This is a genomic window from Streptomyces sp. NPDC031365, assembly GCF_055569765.1.
The window spans coordinates 198,585-213,122 of sequence record NZ_JBVIIM010000004.1 but is presented as its reverse complement, the minus strand read 5'-3'; the positions used below and the strand labels follow the sequence as shown (position 1 = coordinate 213,122).

At 69.3% G+C, this 14,538-nt stretch carries 15 protein-coding genes; 6 read left to right on the top strand and 9 right to left on the bottom strand.

The genetic code is table 11. The features are described from left to right. Positions 1-114 precede the first annotated feature (114 nt). From ACZ5C2_RS08900 to ACZ5C2_RS08875, 6 genes are all read right to left on the bottom strand, one after another. Positions 115-981: a GNAT family N-acetyltransferase gene (locus tag ACZ5C2_RS08900; RefSeq protein ID WP_468788137.1), complete on the bottom strand. Its 867-nt coding sequence runs from the start codon at positions 979-981 to the stop codon at positions 115-117. 89 nt (positions 982-1,070) lie between these two features. Further along, positions 1,071-1,553: an NUDIX domain-containing protein gene (locus ACZ5C2_RS08895; protein WP_468788135.1), complete on the bottom strand. Its 483-nt coding sequence runs from the start codon at positions 1,551-1,553 to the stop codon at positions 1,071-1,073. A gap of 85 nt (positions 1,554-1,638) precedes the next feature. Next, on the bottom strand, positions 1,639-2,544 hold the full coding sequence (locus ACZ5C2_RS08890) for a LysR family transcriptional regulator (RefSeq protein ID WP_468788133.1): 906 nt from the start codon (positions 2,542-2,544) through the stop codon (positions 1,639-1,641). Positions 2,545-2,772: 228 nt separating this feature from the next. Then, positions 2,773-3,942, bottom strand: coding sequence for a cystathionine gamma-lyase (locus tag ACZ5C2_RS08885; protein ID WP_468788131.1), 1,170 nt, complete (start codon positions 3,940-3,942; stop codon positions 2,773-2,775). After that, a complete protein-coding gene (locus ACZ5C2_RS08880) occupies positions 3,939-4,430 on the bottom strand; it encodes a low molecular weight protein-tyrosine-phosphatase (RefSeq protein WP_468788130.1) in 492 nt (163 codons plus the stop codon). The genes ACZ5C2_RS08885 and ACZ5C2_RS08880 overlap by 4 nt, the downstream gene beginning before the upstream one ends. A 5-nt stretch (positions 4,431-4,435) precedes the next feature. Further along, the gene (locus ACZ5C2_RS08875; RefSeq protein WP_468788128.1) at positions 4,436-4,813 is read right to left on the bottom strand and encodes a phage holin family protein; all 378 of its coding nucleotides are present in this window, start codon (positions 4,811-4,813) and stop codon (positions 4,436-4,438) included. A 60-nt stretch (positions 4,814-4,873) separates the two neighbouring features. Here ACZ5C2_RS08875 and ACZ5C2_RS08870 point away from each other — a divergent pair, with 60 nt between their 5' ends. From ACZ5C2_RS08870 to ACZ5C2_RS08855, 4 genes are all read left to right on the top strand, one after another. Beyond that, entirely contained in the window at positions 4,874-5,191 is a 318-nt protein-coding gene (locus ACZ5C2_RS08870; RefSeq protein WP_468788126.1) for a cupin domain-containing protein, read from the top strand. 149 nt (positions 5,192-5,340) lie between these two features. Further along, complete coding sequence (locus ACZ5C2_RS08865) at positions 5,341-5,553, top strand: DUF5326 family protein (RefSeq protein ID WP_468788124.1); 213 nt, start codon at positions 5,341-5,343, stop codon at positions 5,551-5,553. A 298-nt stretch (positions 5,554-5,851) separates the two neighbouring features. Beyond that, positions 5,852-6,577 (top strand): IclR family transcriptional regulator, encoded by a 726-nt coding sequence (locus ACZ5C2_RS08860; RefSeq protein WP_468788546.1) that lies wholly within the window; start codon positions 5,852-5,854, stop codon positions 6,575-6,577. Between the two features lie 98 nt (positions 6,578-6,675). Further along, positions 6,676-7,110 carry an SsgA family sporulation/cell division regulator gene (locus ACZ5C2_RS08855; RefSeq protein WP_468788122.1) on the top strand — a complete coding sequence of 145 codons (435 nt, stop codon included), beginning with the start codon at positions 6,676-6,678 and terminating at the stop codon, positions 7,108-7,110. A gap of 70 nt (positions 7,111-7,180) precedes the next feature. On the opposite strand, the gene ACZ5C2_RS08850 is transcribed toward ACZ5C2_RS08855, so the two are convergent. Then, a complete protein-coding gene (locus ACZ5C2_RS08850) occupies positions 7,181-8,605 on the bottom strand; it encodes a YibE/F family protein (protein WP_468788120.1) in 1,425 nt (474 codons plus the stop codon). Positions 8,606-8,859: 254 nt separating this feature from the next. Here ACZ5C2_RS08850 and thiC point away from each other — a divergent pair, with 254 nt between their 5' ends. Both thiC and ACZ5C2_RS08840 read left to right on the top strand, forming a co-directional pair. Further along, complete coding sequence (thiC, locus tag ACZ5C2_RS08845; protein WP_468788118.1) at positions 8,860-10,656, top strand: phosphomethylpyrimidine synthase ThiC; 1,797 nt, start codon at positions 8,860-8,862, stop codon at positions 10,654-10,656. 91 nt (positions 10,657-10,747) lie between these two features. Then, complete coding sequence (locus ACZ5C2_RS08840) at positions 10,748-12,151, top strand: VWA domain-containing protein (protein ID WP_468788116.1); 1,404 nt, start codon at positions 10,748-10,750, stop codon at positions 12,149-12,151. 150 nt (positions 12,152-12,301) lie between these two features. Here ACZ5C2_RS08840 and ACZ5C2_RS08835 read toward each other — a convergent pair whose 3' ends face one another. Together ACZ5C2_RS08835 and ACZ5C2_RS08830 are read right to left on the bottom strand one after the other, a co-directional pair. After that, entirely contained in the window at positions 12,302-13,171 is an 870-nt protein-coding gene (locus ACZ5C2_RS08835) for a hypothetical protein (RefSeq protein WP_468788114.1), read from the bottom strand. Between the two features lie 183 nt (positions 13,172-13,354). Next, positions 13,355-14,446 carry a metallophosphoesterase gene (locus ACZ5C2_RS08830; protein WP_468788112.1) on the bottom strand — a complete coding sequence of 364 codons (1,092 nt, stop codon included), beginning with the start codon at positions 14,444-14,446 and terminating at the stop codon, positions 13,355-13,357. Positions 14,447-14,538: the final 92 nt, after the last annotated feature.

The following is a 14,538-nucleotide window of genomic DNA, read 5'->3' as shown; positions in this document are numbered from 1 at the left end:
CAGGACCCGCCGTCGCCACGGCCGCGGTGGAGGCTCTCGCCTGACGAGGTACCTCGGGGAACACAGCGACGCCGGCCCGAGCTCTCGGGGCCGGCGTCGTCGTGTCCGTGGGCGTCAGCCCGCCGCGACCGTCACCGGGGCGAACCGCCGATTCCAGTCGCCGGGCAGCTCCGTGATCCCGTACGCCATGACGGCGTTGAACGCGACGGACGCCAGCCCGTGTTCCTTCGCCCAGTCCACCAGCTCCTCGTGCCGCACATCGATGTCGGTGCGCAGAGGCCGCCCGGTCCGCTCGGCGAGGGACGCGAGCAGTGCCTTGGCCGTCTGGGTGTCACGGGCGATCAGTGGGCCCACGACGTGGCTGTCCATGTTGGGCCAGGCGGCCGCGTAACCGATGAGTCGCCCGCCCTCCTCGGCGACGCGCAACTGATCGGCGAAGGCGGGCAACCGGGTGACGATGTGCGTCCGGTCCGCCCCGAACACCTCCTCGTCGAGCCGGAGAATCGCCGGAAGGTCCTGCGCCGTCGCGGCACGGGTGGTGACTTCTTGCCGCTCACCTGTGGATACGAAGTGGCCCCGCAGCATCTCGGCCCGGCCGATGACCTTGAAGCCGAGCTCCTCGTAGAGCGGGCGGCCGGACGGAGTCGCATGCAAGGTGAGAGGGGTGGTTCCCATCGCCGCGACGATGTGACGCATCAACCGGCGTCCCACGCCCTGGCGCGCATGCCGTTCGGCGACCAGGACCATGCCGACGGCCGCGAAAGCTGGCTGCCGCTGCGGCCCGTACTCGGTGACCACGCAGGCGGTCACCAGACCACCGCCGGAGTCGTCGATGCCGTATCCCTTCCCGGCCGCGAGGAGGAGACCCCACTTGTGCTCCTCGCGTGGCCACCCCCTGTCCTCGGACAAGTCGGCGCAGGCGATGAGATCGCGGAGCGTCAGACGGCGGATGGGTGATGAGTCAAGGGAAGGTGTCGGCACGCAGGTCAGGCTGTCCGACAGGGGGCTCCGGCGTCCACCTGTTTGGGCAGACTCGTGCGGGCTTTCGGCCATGCGCGTGAGCGCCGGGGTCAGCAGAGATCGGGGGCGTGCATCGCGCGCACGCCCTCGATGTTGCCGTCCAGATAGTGCCGTAGGGACAGCGGTACGAGGTGGACGGAAGCGATGCCGACACGGGTGAACGGCACGCGGACGATCTCGTACTCACCAATGGGTTCGTCGATCTCCGGACCATGGCGCAGGGACGGGTCCATGGATCCCAGACGGCATACGAAGAAGTGCTGCACCTTCACACCGGTGGCACCGCCGTCCTCGCCGATGTGCTCCACGGTGTCGACGAAACAAGGCACCACATCGGTGATCTTCGCGCCGAGTTCCTCGTACACCTCCCGGTGCAGGGCGTCCACGACGGTTGGGTCCTCCGGCTCCACACCACCGCCCGGCGTGAGCCAGTAGGGATCCATGCCGGGTTTGGTGCGTTTGATCAGAATCAGGTTCTCGCCGTCCAGCAGAACGGCTCGGGCGGTGCGCTTGACCACGGGTCGGACGGTCATGGGGGAAATGTGGCCCGGCTGGTTCCACGTGAAACATCGTGCGATCCCACGGGCCCATGTCAGCGATGAGACCGGCCTGGCCGGGTCAGCACCAGTCGGTCGCCGCCTGCTCCAGCCACTCGTGGGCCCGGGCGATGTGCGGCATTGCCAGCGTGCCGGTGCGGACCACCAGGAAGTAGGTGCGCAGCGGAGGCACCGCCGGTTCATGCAGAGCGATCACATCTCCCTGCTCGAGCGCATCCGCGCACAGGTAGCGTGGCAGCACGGCCAGTCCCGCGCCCGCAGTGGCGCAGGCCAGCACCGCGCGTAGATCTGGGACGACGACGGCGCCCGGGGCGACCGGGCGGGTGTCGAAGACGGACGCCCAGTAGCGGGCGACGAACGGCAGCGACTCGTGCACCTCGACCACCGGGACCTGTTCCAGGACGGACGCACCGGTCCTGCGGAGCGTGCCGGATCCGATCCGCTCGGCCCAGCGCGGGGCGGCGACCAGGACGTGCTCCTCGTCGCAGAGCGCAGTCGCCGAGAGCAGGGCGCCGCGCGGGCGGACCGTGCTGATGGCCAGATCATGATGTCCGGCGGCAAGCCCTTCCAGGGCTTCCTCCGCGGTTCCGAAGGAAGCGCGCAGGGCGAAACCCTGACCGTCCTCCCTGGTCAGCTCCGTGAGCGCGGGTAACGCCCGCTCGGCGGTGAACTCCGGAGGGCCGGCCAGATGCAGCGTCCGTAGGAACGAGTCCTCCTCCGGCCCGGACTCGGCTATCTCCACCAGGGCGTCGAGATGCGGGGCGGCCTTGTGGGCGAGCTCGTCTCCGATGGTCGTCGGTGTCACACCGCGTGCCTGGCGCAGGAACAGGGGACGTCCCAGCTGCCGCTCCAGCGTCCGTATCTGCGAGGTGACGGCCGGCTGGGACAGCCCGAGCAGGGCGGCGGCACGGGTGAAGGAGCCGGCCCGGTGCACGGTCACAAAGGTCCGCAGCAAGGCCAGATCCACGGCACATCCTCCTTGGTCGGCCCCCGCTGCAGGCCGGAGGCAGCCAACTATAAATAAGTCGATAGGTCGCTGTCGTTACTGTGATTGGACACTGACACTGAGTCAACTAGCCTTGGTCGCGCGGTTCTTCGCGCGCAGAACCGAGGACGGTCCGAGCCACGAGGGGGGAGGCTCGGACCGTCCGCCGCAGTGCGCCGGACGGCCGGGGCCGCCGGCCGCAGCGGCTGGTCAGGTGGCTGATGCGTCCAGGGCCCGCAGCACGTCCGCCACCAGGTCCGCCGGGTCCTCGGCACCCACCGAGAAGCGGATGAAGCCCTCCGGTACCGCGTCACCGCCCCAGCGTCCACGCCGCTCCGCCGTGGACCGTACGCCGCCGAAGCTGGTCGCGTCGTCCACGAGCCGCAGCGCGTCGAGGAAACGGTCCGCACGCGCGCGCGTGGGCAGTGTGAACGACACCACGCATCCGTAGCGTCGCATCTGCTGCGAGGCAATCGTGTGCGAGGGGTCGTCAGGCAGTCCCGGGTGGCGCAGCCCTGTCACCTCCGAGCGTTCCCGCAGCGCCCGGGCGAGCGTCAGCGCGGTGGCGTTCTGCCGGTCGACACGCAGCTGGAGCGTGGCGACCGAGCGGTGCGCCAGCCAGGCCTCCATGGGGCCGGGAATCGCTCCGGCGATCTTGCGCCAGCGCCGGACGGCGGCCATGGCGTCGGCGTCGCGACCGGTGACGTATCCCAGGAGCACATCGCCGTGCCCGGTGAACTGCTTGGTGCCGCTTGCTACCGAGAAGTCGGCGCCGAGCTCCAGCGGACGCTGGCCGAGCGGCGTCGCGAGGGTGTTGTCGACGGCGACAAGGGTGCCCTGCGCGTGTGCCGCATCGGCGAGCCGTCGTACGTCGCACACGTCAAGCCCCGGATTCGAGGGCGTCTCGATCCACAGCAGCTTCGCACCGTCGAGGGCCTCGAGCTGGGCGTCACCGCCCGTGGGAGCGGTGCGCACCTCGATCCCGAACGCCTCCAGCTGGGTGCGCACCAGGGGAAGGGCCTGGTAGCCGTCGTCCGGCAGGACGGCCACGTCCCCGGCGCGCAGCTGGGAGAAGAGCACCGAGGAGACCGCCGCCATGCCCGAGGCGAACACCAGTGCCTCGACATCGTCCCGCCCGGGCGCCTCCAGCTCGCAGATGGCCCGTTCCAGCAGCGTCCAGGTCGGGTTCTCGTCCCGGCCGTAGGTGTACGGGCCGGTGGGGTCGCCCGGCAGATGGAAGTGGGCCGCGAACACGGGACCGGGCAGGGTCGGTTCGTGCTTGACCGGCTCGGGCAGCCCGGCCCGCACCGCGCGGGTGCCGTCACCCGCCCCGTCGGGCAGGGCCGGGCCGTGGCCCGTGCCCGTCGTCACATCGTTCATGCAGCCTGTCCTTCCACGCGCGCACGTACCGTGGCGAGCAGCCCGTCGATCGCCGCCTCCACCATCTCAAGACATGTGCTGAATCCGTCGGCATCCCCGTAGTAGGGATCCGGTACGTCGAGGTCGTCGCCGGCGGCGGGGTCATACGAACGCAACAGACGCACCTTGTCCGCGTCCTGCTCCGTGGGGGCAAGGCGTCGCAGTGCCCTGAGGTGCCCGGAATCGAGCGCGACGACGAGATCGAGGCGGGTGAACCAGGACGTGGCGAACCGCCGAGCCGTATGAACGGCGTCATAGCCGTTCTCGCGCAGCACAGTCTCCGTACGGGGGTCGGCACCCTCGCCCTCGTGCCAGCCGTCCGTACCGGCACTGTCCACCTCGACCAGGCCGTCGAGACCGGCCTCCGCCACCCGCGCGCGGAAGACGGATCCGGCCATCGGCGAGCGGCAGATGTTGCCGGTGCAGACGAAGCAGACGCGGTAGGTCATCGCACTCAGTCCCCATCGGGCAGCACGACGTTGAGCGCCCACGACACGACGGAGATGATCAGCCCGCCCAGTACGGCCGTCCAGAAGCCCTCCACGTGGAAACTCAGGTCGAGCTGGTCGGCGAGCCAGGAGGTGAGCAGCAGCATCAGAGCGTTCACCACCAGGGTGAACAGTCCGAGGGTCAGAATGAGCAGAGGAAGGCTCAGTAGCTTCACAACGGGCTTGACCAGGAAGTTCACCACGCCGAAGATCAGAGCGACCAGGAGCAGGGTACCGATCTCCTTGCCCGTGCTGTCACCGGTCAGGGTGATCTTGTCGAGCAACCACACCGCTACTGCCAGGGCACCCGCGTTGGCGATCGTCTTGACTAGGAAATTCATCATGTGTCTGATCGTGACAGACGCGATCGGGCTTGAGCAGTGAGGTGGGGGCGGGACCTGGAGATGAAGGCATTCCGGCTGGACGAACTGGAGGCGGAACGCGCCGCCAACGACGGGGCGTACCTGCAGTTCCTGCGGGAGCGGAACATGTCGGTCGGCCTCTACGCCCTGGACGCCGGCGTCCAGGATCCGCAGCAGCCGCACAACCAGGACGAGGTGTACTTCGTCGTCAGCGGCCGCGCGTCGATCACCGTCGGCATGGAGACCACACAGGTGGCACGCGGCAGCGTCGTGTACGTCCCGGCCGGCGTGGCCCACAAGTTCCATCACATCAGCGAGGATCTGCGGGTCCTGGTGGTGTTCTCTCCCCCCGAGAGCTGAGCCGGGCACTCCGGGTTCCCTAGGGGATCGGTCAGGGGAGGACAAGGGATCCGAGGCCCCCACCGGACCACCCGCCGCCCTAGCATCAAGTGCAGGACATCATCGACGCGCCCCGGCACTCGACGGGCGGAGAGACAAGGACAAGGGCGATGCGAGAGATCTTCGACGGACTGCCGTGGTGGATGAAGTGGATCGCGGTGCCGGTCATCGCGCTGGTGGTGTTCGGCGGGCTGATAGCGAGCGTGGTCGGATTCGTCATCGGCCTGCTCTTCAAACTGCTGGTGTTCGTGGCGCTGGTCGGCGGTCTGATCTACGTCGTGCGCAAGTTCACGTCGAGTTCCTCGTCGCGCGGCGACTGGTGAGCCGAGGGGGACCGGTGAGGCGGTAACAGGAATCACCGGTTCCCTCGGGCGGGGGAAGTTTCCCGGCGGGCCGTCTGCGTGCGGTGACAGCCCGTTAGAGTCCGGAACTCGACGCGGGGACGATCCCCGCGAGCGGCGACCCCACACCCGTGTTCCCCGCACGGGCTGCCCCCTCGCGTTTCGGGAGTGACCCTTGGCCACGACTGGCACCGCCTCCGCCCATCTGGCCGCGGTCCCCCCGCAGCCCCGCTCCTCGGCGCCCGCACCCCCAGCTCCCACCGCGACCCTCATCGGCTCCGTGCAGCGCGCCATGCGCCTGATGGAGACCGTCGCCGGGCACGCGTGCGGGGCTCCCGCCAAACAGCTGGCCCGCGAGACCGGGCTGGCGCTGCCCACCGCGTACCACCTGCTGCGCACCCTGGTGCACGAGGGCTATCTGCGCCGTGACAAGGGACTGTTCTTCCTGGGAGAGGCGGCTGAACGGCTGAGCGGCAGCGGAGCACAGCAGAAACGTCGCAGCAAGCTCGTCGACACCCTCGCCCGCTGGCGGGACGCGATCGGCGTCCCCGTGTACTACGCGGTGTACCGCGAGGGCGAGATCGACGTCATCTGCGTCTCGGACACCCCGGGCAATCCCGCGGTCGAGGAATGGGCCGACTTCAGGGAAACGGGCCATGCCCACGCCATCGGACAGTGCCTACTCTCCCAACTGGAGGGAGAGGCCCGCCGCGACCATCTGAGCCGCTATCCCGTGCGCCCCGTCACGCCGTACACCGTGCGCGACGATCACAGCCTGCTCCGGCGTCTGGACCGGACCCGGCGCATGGAGCTGGTGATGGAGCGTCAGGAATACGCCCTGGGAACGGTGTGTGCGGCCATCCCGATCACCGTCGGCACCACGGCGGCGTCGATGGCCATCTCGCTGCCCGCCCATCAGGCCGACCGGCTCCTTCCCGCGGCCCAGCGTCTGCAGGGCGAACTGGGGCGCCTGCTCGGGTCGCTCGCGCTGTCTATCAGTATCTGAAAACTCACTCCTTGTGATCTGCTGTGTACGTTCAGCAAGATTTCCTCTAGTGTCAGGGTCCATGCCCGGCCAGTCCGCGGCGAATGACGGGGTAGGCAATGCGCGAATCCGTACAGGCAGAGGTCATGATGAGCTTTCTCGTGTCCGAGGAGCTGTCCTTTCGCATCCCGGTGGAGCTGCGCTATGACACCTGTGATCCCTACGCCGTGCGCCTGACCTTCCACTTGCCCGGAGACGCGCCCGTGACATGGGCTTTCGGCCGGGAACTGCTGATCGACGGCGTCGGCCGACCGTGTGGTGAGGGCGATGTGCGGGTCTCACCGGTCGACCCCGACATGCTGGGCGAGGTGCTGATCCAGCTTCAGGTCGGCAGCGACCAGGCGCTCTTCCGCTCGTCGACCGCACCGCTCGTGGCCTTCCTCGACCGCACCGACAAGCTGGTGCCGCTGGGCCAGGAGGGGGCTCTCGCCGACTTCGACGCCCACCTCGACGACGCGCTGGACCGGATTCTGGCGGAGCAGAGCGCCGGCTGAGGCGTTGCGTCGGCCGGCCCGCAGGTGCGGCGGAACGCTTCAGCGCGTCCCGCCCCACTCCACGGGCGCCTCATCGCTTGCGGCGCCTGCCCCGTCCACCGCGCCCCGGGGCCGGCCGGGCATCGGGCAACTGCCCATGCCCCTGCGTGTGCCCCTGTGCCTGTGACGTCGCCTGTGCCTGTGCCTGCGCTGCCGGACGGTCGGCCGAGACCACCAGTGCGGCCAGCGCGGTGGTGACCGGCACCGAGGCGACCAGACCGATCGAGCCGATCAGGGTGCGCACGATCTCCTCCGCGACCAGCTCGCTGTTGGCGACCGTCCCCACGCTGCTCTGCGCGATGGAGAACAGCAGCAGCAGCGGCAACGCGGCGCCCGCATAGGCGAGGACCAGCGTGTTGACCACGGACGCGATGTGATCGCGGCCGATACGGATGCCCGCGCGGTACAGCCCGCGCCGACCCATCGACGGATTGGCCTCGTGCAGCTCCCAGACCGCGGACGTCTGGGTGACCGTCACATCGTCGAGGACCCCGAGCGAACCGATGATCACCCCGGCCAGCAGCAGACCGCTCATGTCGATCCCGGGATACAGCCCGTGGATCAGACCGGTGTTGTCGTCGGTGTTGCCGGTGAGCGCGGCCCAGCCGATGAACACCGACCCCAGGACGCCGATCAGCAGCAACGAGATGAGTGTGCCGAGCACCGCCACTGATGTGCGTGCCGAGAGCCCATGGCAGAGATACAGGGCGAGCAGCATGATCGCGCTCGCTCCCACCACCGCCACGACCAGCGGGTTCGACCCCTGGAGGATGGCCGGCAGGATGAAGAGGTTCAGCACCAGGAAGCTGACGGCCAAGGCGACGAGCGCCATGACACCGCGCAGGCGTCCCACCGCCACGACGGCGAGCGCGAAGATGCCGGCGAGCAGCGCCATGGGGAAACGCCGGTTCACGTCGGTGACCGAGTACTGCAGGTCCTCGGGCGCGGAGGGCTCGTAGGCGACCACGACCTCCTGACCCTGCTTCAGCTGACGGGACTGGTCCGGCTGCACGATCTCGTTGAACGTACGGCCCTTGTCGTCACCGGTGTCGACCCGGATCGTCGCCCTCTTGCAGGTCCCGTCCGCCTGCTGCTGGGCGGAGGAGCCCTCCGCGGTGGAGGTGTCACCGGTCGGCACGCCACCGGAGGCGTTCACGGACTGGCAGCTCAACTCGACCACCTTCGTGACCGTGGCGTGCTGAGTCTGCCGGTCGAAGCCGACACCGGTGCGTTCGTGCGCCGGTGCGCCGCCCGGCCACAGCACGGCGAGTCCGATCAGCACCGCCGCGGCGAACGGGATCAGGACCGCCGCGATGACCTTGCGCAGATGCTGGGAGACGGGTGCCGCAGGGCCGTGGCTGTGACTGTGCCCGTGCCCCTGTCCGGGCACGTGCCCGCTTCCGGCGCCGTGCGGTGGTTCGGGTGGTGGATACGGGGGAGGTTGAGTCGGGGTCACCGCCCGATCATCGCAAGAAGCGAGAGGGCCCTCTGTTCACCGCGCCAGGAATGACGCTAGCGTGGGGGCACCTTTTGTACACGCGGGAGCTCGGAGCACCGGGCTGAGAGGGCGCTGACCTCCGTCCCAGCGATGTTTCACATGAAACATCACCGAAGTCGAGTGATGTTTCACACGGAACGTCGGCAGACGGAAACCGCTGCGTCGACCGCCGAACCTGTTACCGGGTAATGCCGGCGTAGGGAGTAGGTCTCATGACCAACAAGGACGCACGCACGCCTGCCTCCACGCACAACCCGACGGAGACGTCGGCGAACGGGGAGGCCGGGAAGTCCAACGGCTGGCACAAGGCGTACGTCGAGGGTGCCCGCCCCGATCTGCAGGTACCGGTCCGTCAGGTGCACCTCACCAACGGGCAGTCGGTCACGCTGTACGACACATCGGGCCCGTACACCGATCCGCTCGTCGATACCGACGTCCGCCGGGGACTGGCCCCACTACGGGAGAACTGGATCGTCTCCCGGGGTGACACGGAGGAGTACGCCGGCCGTCCCGTCCGTCCCGAGGACGACGGAATCAAGCACACCTCTCCGCGCGGAGGTCTGCGCAACCTGGACGCCGTCTTCCCCGGGCGGCCACGTCTGCCGCGCCGGGGCCGCCCGGAGCAGGCGGTGACGCAACTGGCGTACGCGCGCCGCGGTGAGATCACGCCCGAGATGGAGTTCGTGGCGATCCGGGAGAACGTCTCTCCCGAGGTGGTCCGCGAGGAGATCGCGGCGGGCCGTGCGGTGCTGCCGGCCAACGTCAACCACCCGGAGATCGAGCCGATGATCATCGGCAAGCGGTTCCTGGTGAAGGTCAACGCCAACATCGGCAACTCGGCGGTGACGTCCTCCATCGAGGAGGAAGTGGAGAAGATGACCTGGGCGACCCGCTGGGGCGCCGACACGGTCATGGACCTCTCCACCGGCCGCAACATCCACACCACCCGCGAATGGGTGCTGCGCAACTCCCCCGTCCCCATCGGCACCGTGCCCCTCTACCAGGCCCTGGAGAAGGTCGACGGCCGGGCCGAGGAGCTGACCTGGGAGATCTACAGGGACACGGTCATCGAGCAGGCCGAGCAGGGCGTGGACTACATGACGGTCCATGCGGGTGTGCGTCTCGCGTACGTACCGCTCACCGCCCACCGCAAGACCGGCATCGTCTCGCGCGGCGGCTCGATCATGGCCGCCTGGTGCCTGGCACACCACAAGGAGTCGTTCCTGTACGAGAACTTCGAGGAGCTCTGCGAGATCCTCGCCGCGTACGACGTCACCTACTCGCTCGGCGACGGCCTGCGGCCCGGCTCCATCGCGGACGCCAACGACCAGGCGCAGTTCGCGGAGCTGCGCACACTCGGGGAACTCAACACGGTGGCGAAGCGTTTCCACGTCCAGACCATGATCGAGGGCCCGGGCCATGTCCCGATGCACAAGATCAAGGAGAACATCGACCTTCAGCAGGAGATCTGCGAGGAAGCCCCGTTCTATACGCTCGGCCCGCTGACCACCGACGTCGCGCCGGCGTACGACCACATCACCTCCGGCATCGGTGCCGCGATGATCGCCTGGTGGGGCACGGCCATGCTCTGCTATGTCACACCCAAGGAGCACCTGGGCCTGCCCAACCGTGACGACGTCAAGACCGGCGTCATCACCTACAAGATCGCCGCCCATGCGGCCGACCTTGCCAAGGGACACCCCGGCGCGCAGGAATGGGACGACGCGCTGTCCGACGCCCGCTTCGAGTTCCGGTGGGAGGACCAGTTCAACCTCGCGCTCGACCCGGAGACGGCCCGCGGGTTCCATGACGAGACCCTCCCGGCGGAACCCGCCAAGACGGCCCACTTCTGCTCGATGTGCGGTCCGAAGTTCTGCTCGATGAAGATCTCTCAGGACATTCGACGGGAACACGGCGGCAGCCCCGCCGAGATCGAGCAGGGCATGGCGCAGAAGTCGAAGGAGTTCGCGGCAGCGGGCAACCGGGTGTACCTGCCGATCGCGGACTGAGTCTCCGGCGTGGGAGCGGTGCCGGTGACGGCGCCGCTCCCACGGGCGGGTCCCCCTCCCCTTCGGCTGAGCGGGTGGGCAAACTGGCTCTATGACAGCGAGTCCGATGAGCAAGGGGTCCAATCTTCCCGTCGATGCACGTGTGGTGCGTGTGGAGCTCGCGTGGGTGGCCGGGGCCGGGGTGCCGGACATTGACGCCTCGGCGTTGCTGCTCACGGAGGCCGGGCGGGTGCGGGGTGACGGGGACCTCGTCTTCTACAACCAGCCACGGCACACGTCGGGTGCCGTGAGGCATCTCGGGAAGCAGAGCGCCGCCGGTGCCGCGACCGACACCGTCGAGGTGGATCTGGGCGCGGTCGAACCGGCCGTCGACCGGATCGCGCTGTGTGCGTCGGCCGACGGCGGGACGTTCGGACAGGTGCCGGGGCTGGTGCTCCGGTTGCTCGATGGCGGTACGGGAGCCGAGGTCGCCCGGTTCGACATGGCCGCGGGGACAGAGACCGCGTTCATCGGCGGTGAGCTGTACCGGCGGCAGGGGAAGTGGAAGTTCCGGGCGGTGGGGCAGGGGTATGCCGCCGGGCTCGCCGGGCTGGCCACGGACTTCGGCATCACCGTGGACGATCCCGCACCGACGACGACAGCGGGCGCGGTCCCGGCCCTGTCGGCTCCTCCGCCCCCGCCCCCGCCCACCGCTCCGGCACCGGTGCCCGCTCCGGCACCGGCAGCCGCCCCCCGGCTCAGCAAGGGTGAGGAGCGGCTGCCCGTCGACATGCGCAAGCGGTTGTCCCTGCGCAAGGAGCAGGTGGCGGTCAGTCTGCGCAAGCACGGGGCGGCCGAGGTCGCCGCGCGCGTCATCCTCGTACTGGACGCCTCCGGATCCATGTCCTTCCTGTACTCCAAAGGCATCGTGTCCGATGTTGTCGAACGGATGGCCGCGGTGGCGGCGCAACTGGACGACGACGGGGAGATGCAGGCGTGGACGTTCGCCTCGAACCCGGCCCGGTTGCCGGATCTGCGCCTCGGCGAGCTCCCCGAGTGGCTGCGGCTGCATGTGCGCGTGGGGGAGGTGGGCCTCTTCCGGCGCGGGCGGAAGAAAGGGCTGGAGGCCAGCCAGGTCGACATGCGGGACGTCGGCATCCAGAACGAGGAGCAGAAGGTCATCGCCGAGGTGCGCGCGTTCGTGCGGGAGCATCCCGCGTCCGCTCCGACCCTCGTCCTGTTCTTCTCCGACGGCGGTGTCTACCGCAACAAGGAGATCGAACGCGAGCTGCGTGAGGCTGTGGAGGAGCCCGTCTTCTGGCAGTTCGTGGGGCTGGGCAAGTCCAACTACGGCGTGCTGGAGCGGTTCGACACGCTGCCGGGACGCCGCGTCGACAACGTCGGCTTCTTTGCCGTCGACGACATCAGCACCGTGCCGGACCCCGAACTGTACGACCGTCTCCTGTCCGAGTTCCCGATGTGGATCACGGCTGCGGGGCGTGCGGGCATCCTCTGAGAGTCGGCCCGCCGGGAACCGAGCCGACGGGGGCACGTCCGCCGGGAACCGGAGCACCTGGATCCGGCCCACCGGCATTCGGCCCATCCACCGGGCTCGCGCCCCGACGCGTGGAGCGCAAGCCGACGGACGGGCCACCGGCTTTCCGGACTACTCGGGCTGGTGTTCCGGGCCGCCGAAGTCCGGGCTCGAGTAGTCCGGACTGGAATAGCTCGGCCGGGTCCCGCGGGCCGCGCCCTCACTGGGGCTGGAGAAGCCCGGCCGGTCGTACCCGAGGTGCGGCATGCGACTGGCCGGCGCGGGCGGTGCCGTGTGCTGCAGCGCGGCGGCCGCCGCCGGGTTGGTGAGGGCCTCCCGCAGGAACGGCAGGATGCCCTGCTCCAGCAGGGTTTCCCGCCAAACGTCCCTGGCCCGGCTCACCTCCCCGTCGAGTTCGCGGTATGTGCCGCCGCGCTCCGAGGGCTTGTTGCGCAGTGCGGTGAGCAGCAGGCCCACGGCGGCGACGAGGATGGCGACCGCCGTCACCGCGCCGAACACCCACCCTGTGGTGAGCATGGTCCGGGCGAACGCGGCATGGGGGTCGACCATCCGCAGGATGGCGCCGACCAGCAGGAAGATCGCGGCGGCCGTCCCGGCGAGAACGGGGGCCAGGACGGCGACCACCGCCACGGCGCCCGCCCCGGCCGTCTCCACGACCTCTCCCATGGTGGCGGCGAGCCCTGTCGCGCCCTTGCCCGGCTCGGCGGAGCCGGAGTCGCGGACGGCCGGGGAGGATGGCGCCGGTGGGCGGCGCAGTTCCTCGCGGACCTTCACATAGTGCTGGTACTCGGTGGCCGCGGCCGCGGTGATGAGCGCGGTGGCGTTGAGTGCCATCGTGCGCAGCTGTTCCGAGTTGAGCCGCCGTCCGACAGCGGCCAGTTCCGGGTTCTGTGGGGCGGAGCGCAGCGCCTCATCGAGAACCCGCTCGTATTCCTGGCGGTCCTCGCTCAGCAGGTGCTGCGGAACGCTGTTCATGTGCATCCCCCGATGCTCCGTAGGGCTTGGGGCTCGGCATGCTGACGAGCCGTCGGGCAGAAACGGAGGGGAGCCTGCTACGGATAAGCCGATGGTAGAGCGGTGACGGTGCGCCGTGACAGGGGGTTTACCGAAATTGCCGTCCGCGCGGTGCGGTCGCGGGCCGCCGGAACGCGGCCGGCGGAACACTCATTCGCCCAGCGGCAGTTGCTGGACCAGCAGTTTTCCGGCCATGGTGACGCCACCGTCCATCGCGATGGCGAGTCCGTCGGCGTAGACATGAGGTCCCGCGACCACGGGGCCCCTGTCGTCCTCGCCGTCCTCGGAGCCGACTTCGCCCAGCAGGTACGGAATGGGGCTGTGGCCGTGAACGACCCGGGTGCCGCCGTACGTATCCAGCAGCGAGCGCACCGCGTCGGCGCCGCCCTCGTCACGGAAGGAGAACCGCTTGGTGAACTTGCGGAACAGGTCCCAGACCTCGTCGGCGTCGTTGCGGATGATCGTCTCGCGGACCGTGTCGTTGACCTCTTCGATGGAACGGCCGTAGTCGAGGTAGGCGGTGGTGTCGGAGTGCAGCAGCAGATGGCCGTCGACCTCCTCGACGGCGTCGAGGCGGGCCATCCACTGCAGGTGGTGGTCCTGGAGGCGGTCCATGTCGGTCTTCTGGCCCCCGTTGAGCAGCCAGGCTGCCTGGAAGGTGGCGGTGCCGGCCTTGGAGTTGACGGGGGTGTCGCCGAACCGCTTGGCGCCGAGCAGCAGCAGTTCGTGGTTGCCCATGAGGGCCTTGCAGTAGCCGCCGGCCGCGGCGGCCTCGGCGGAGAGCCGCATCACGAGGTCGATGACGCCGATGCCGTCCGGGCCGCGGTCGGTGAAGTCGCCGAGGAACCACAGCCGCGAGGTGCCGGCGCACCACTGGCCCGCCGAGTCGACGAGACCCTGCTCCCGGAGGGCGGCCAGCAGCTCGTCGATGTAGCCGTGGACGTCGCCGACCACGTACAGCGGTCCCTGGCCGGTGGCGGGCTGCGGGGCGGGGTCGGGCACGGCGGCGACGGTCACCTGAACAGTGTCGCCCCGATTGATGACCGGGAGGTCCCGCTGGGTGGGCGTGTATCCCTCCGGGTAGGTCTCCTCGGAGGGCGGGGCGACGTCGCCGGGGTGCGTGCTCTGGGCATACGGACCGGTCTCGTGGACGTACGCGGGTACCCGGAAGTCGCGCAACGTCGCCGTTCGCTCCACCTCGGGTCCCTGACCGGCCCCCTGAGTCATCGACCCCTCCACCATCGCGCCGCTTCTGTACCGCGTCGGACTGCCTGGTCGCAGCGGCCCGCGGTGTCGTGGGCCCATCATAGGAACGCGGATCGCGCTGTGTGATG

What these genes read in the sequence shown, in the direction of transcription:
- ACZ5C2_RS08875 (WP_468788128.1), bottom strand. Translation starts at nt 4,813, where the DNA reads ATGATGAATTTCCTAGTCAAGACGATCGCCAACGCGGGTGCCCTGGCA.
- ACZ5C2_RS08855 (WP_468788122.1), top strand. Translation starts at nt 6,676, where the DNA reads ATGCGCGAATCCGTACAGGCAGAGGTCATGATGAGCTTTCTCGTGTCC.
- thiC (WP_468788118.1), top strand. Translation starts at nt 8,860, where the DNA reads ATGACCAACAAGGACGCACGCACGCCTGCCTCCACGCACAACCCGACG.
- ACZ5C2_RS08835 (WP_468788114.1), bottom strand. Translation starts at nt 13,171, where the DNA reads ATGCACATGAACAGCGTTCCGCAGCACCTGCTGAGCGAGGACCGCCAG.
- ACZ5C2_RS08830 (WP_468788112.1), bottom strand. Translation starts at nt 14,446, where the DNA reads ATGGTGGAGGGGTCGATGACTCAGGGGGCCGGTCAGGGACCCGAGGTG.
- ACZ5C2_RS08885 (WP_468788131.1), bottom strand. Translation starts at nt 3,942, where the DNA reads ATGAACGATGTGACGACGGGCACGGGCCACGGCCCGGCCCTGCCCGAC.
- ACZ5C2_RS08880 (WP_468788130.1), bottom strand. Translation starts at nt 4,430, where the DNA reads ATGACCTACCGCGTCTGCTTCGTCTGCACCGGCAACATCTGCCGCTCG.
- ACZ5C2_RS08840 (WP_468788116.1), top strand. Translation starts at nt 10,748, where the DNA reads ATGACAGCGAGTCCGATGAGCAAGGGGTCCAATCTTCCCGTCGATGCA.
- ACZ5C2_RS08870 (WP_468788126.1), top strand. Translation starts at nt 4,874, where the DNA reads ATGAAGGCATTCCGGCTGGACGAACTGGAGGCGGAACGCGCCGCCAAC.
- ACZ5C2_RS08895 (WP_468788135.1), bottom strand. Translation starts at nt 1,553, where the DNA reads ATGACCGTCCGACCCGTGGTCAAGCGCACCGCCCGAGCCGTTCTGCTG.
- ACZ5C2_RS08865 (WP_468788124.1), top strand. Translation starts at nt 5,341, where the DNA reads ATGCGAGAGATCTTCGACGGACTGCCGTGGTGGATGAAGTGGATCGCG.